Annotated in this window: 2 protein-coding genes and 1 pseudogene; all 3 read right to left on the bottom strand. The window is 37.8% G+C overall.

Going from position 1 to position 2,634, the window contains the following annotated elements; all coding sequences use genetic code 11:
* Positions 1–897 (bottom strand): annotated as a pseudogene (locus DBR11_RS22730) (hypothetical protein); the annotation flags it as partial.
* A 1-nt stretch (position 898) separates the two neighbouring features.
* Entirely contained in the window at positions 899–1,843 is a 945-nt protein-coding gene (locus tag DBR11_RS22725) for a hypothetical protein (RefSeq protein ID WP_108554896.1), read from the bottom strand.
* A gap of 1 nt (position 1,844) precedes the next feature.
* Positions 1,845–2,634, bottom strand: a 790-nt coding sequence (locus tag DBR11_RS29715; protein WP_199233927.1) for a hypothetical protein, incomplete at its 5' end; no start/stop codon positions are given.

Here is a 2,634-nt window from a genome sequence, read left to right as displayed (position 1 = left end):
ATGCAATGTCATTTCCTCTATCTTCTTTAGTAATCTGCCATTCATTTCTCCTAAATCAATCCCTTCTGATTTTACCTCTACAGCCGAAGGGATTCCAGGCAAATGGCCTTTTTCTTTGATGTGTTTTTCGGTTTCCTGAAGACTGATGAGTTTATAATCGTCTTTAAATACGTAATCCGGCCAGGCAGTCTGTAGTTGAACTTTGATAGATTCAGCAATCATGTTACCTGCTACTGCAAGTTTGTAGCCTTTTGGATCGGCTGTACCAATTGCTAAGCTTCCATTCGAAATGTAATGATTCCCGTCACCAGTAACCATTAGATTCTTAGAAGAGCTCAAATTGTTATCTAATATAGTCGAAACCAAAAAATCTGGAATATCTAATCCTGAAACTGTGTTATTAACTTTGATCTGGTTGATATCTGTAAGTTGATCTGCCCTATTCTGCAAATGAGTTATCTTAACCATATACCCAGCGCGATATCTAATATCAAGGTATATTGGTAGGGCTTTATTTACCATTCCTGCAAATGAAGTACTTAAGTCGTAAGATGTACCTAAAGTAATTTTAGCGCTATGACTAAGCCCATGAGACTCTACCAATTTAACGACAGGGCGCCCTGAATTGGCGCCCTGTTCATAGCCATTTTCAACAACATACCTCTCATATCCTGTGGTGAAATAATTACTAAATAACTCTATTATAATCAAACCACCTGTTTGCCAATGATAAGAGTTATAACCTAAAGTAGCAATCTCATACCTTCTGGCTTGCAAGTCACTTGCATTGAATGGCCCAAGAACAGATGTTTTCCATCCATTCTGCTCAGTTGTAATCTGAGTGAACCCTGCTAGAGATGAAATCAACAAAACACAGATCATTAATATTTTCTTCATTTTAATTCGGCTTTTCTATTTTATGTTCAAGTTTTTCAATTCTCTTATTCTGCTCTAGTATATAAAGTGTTAGCTCTTCAATTTTCTGAAGTAACTTTTTATTCATTTCCCCTAAATCGATTCCTTCTGATTTTACCTCTGCAGCAGAAGGGATTCCTGGCAAATGGCCTTTTTCTTTGATGTGTTTCTCTGTTTCCTGAAGACTTGTGAGTTTATAATCCTCGTTGAATACATAATCCGGCCAGGCAGACTGTAATTGAACTTTAACAGATTCAGCAATCATATTACCAGCTACAGCGAGTTTATAACCTTTTGGATCTGTTGTACCAATTCCAACGTTACCAAGTGTAGTACCATCAGATTTTGTAGCCAAAATGGTATTGCCATTCAAGGATTTGATGACATCCAAATCTCCACCATCTGCATTCAATCCTACACCGTTTCCATATTGGTACACTCCTCTTATTGCCCAGTTCTGTGCTCCTGTAGGTCCAGAAAACCCTAAAGGAATAACACGAGCAACATTTTTTGCAGGATATATAGGATCTAGAATAGTTTTTATACCACCAGCAACCACTAATTTTTCGTCTGGATTTATTATACCTATTCCGACATTTCCCCCCATCAATGTTAGCTCATCTTTATATCCTCCGTAATAAGAACTCAAGACCAATCTCGATCTTGACTGTTCCCCAGAAGCATAATCCAGATAGCTCTTTATTCTTGGGCCCGGATGGCTGTTACCATAAGAGGTGAATAAAATTCCTACTCCACCTCCAACTAAATTTTCCATATTCCTTAGGAATATATTTCCGGTAACATCCAGTTTTTCCATTGGTGTAACACTACCTATCCCTACATTTCCTGAAGTTGGAAAAGTATTGGTTTGAGCGTTTCCTATTACTCCAGCGAATAACAGGAATGACAAAATCTGTATTTTCTTCATATTATTTCTTTTGAGCAGCTTGTTCAAGTTTCTCTATTCGTTTATTCAACAATTCATTTTGATGATCTTTTTGAATCAGATATAAAGTCAGTTCTTCAATTTTCTGAAGTAACTTCTTATTCATCTCTCCTAAATCGATTCCTTCTGCTTTTACCTCCGCAGCAGAAGGGATTCCCTGCAAATGGCCATTTTCTTTAATGTGTTTTTCGGTTTCCTGGAGACTTGTGAGCTTGTAATCATCTTTGAATACATAATCCGGCCAGGCTGATTTAAGCTGAACTTTTACAGATTCCGCAATCATATTACCCGCGACAGCCAGTTTATAACCCTTGGTGTCGATCGTTCCAATACCCACATCTCCTTTCGAAGAAATCCTCAGACGCTCTACATTTACACCATCAAATGGTGAGGTATGCAGTGCCAATCCAATTGCCCTGTTATATCCAAGTTCACCATCTTCGCTAACTGCATATATTGCCGCCGCTTTTGATGCATCAAGTGTCGGAAGGTCATTTCTTCCCCATAACTGTATACCCCATTTATAGCCTGTTCCATTATACAGAGCTGGGTCTGTTCCTACATAAGGACTTTGAAGTATCAATAAATTATCAATACTTGTTTTAGTACTTGAATTGTCACTAAACAAGTTGCTTTTTAAAATCTGTAATCTTCCTTGCGGACTAGTTGTTCCAATCCCCAAATTCCCTTCTCCGCTTATTGTCAGCCGCTTAGTTAAAGCACCTGTTAAATTCAGCGTGCTTATATGATATTTGGTATTGTAATTATTATAC

This window comes from Pedobacter sp. HMWF019 (genome assembly GCF_003061025.1).
Classification (GTDB): domain Bacteria; phylum Bacteroidota; class Bacteroidia; order Sphingobacteriales; family Sphingobacteriaceae; genus Pedobacter.
Note: the sequence above shows the minus strand (reverse complement) of the source record. Positions and strands in the feature narration are given on the sequence as shown.

Bases quoted from the DNA above. Each gene is read 5' to 3' on its own strand.
- DBR11_RS22725 (WP_108554896.1), bottom strand. From the start codon at position 1,843: ATGAAGAAAATACAGATTTTGTCATTCCTGTTATTCGCTGGAGTAATA.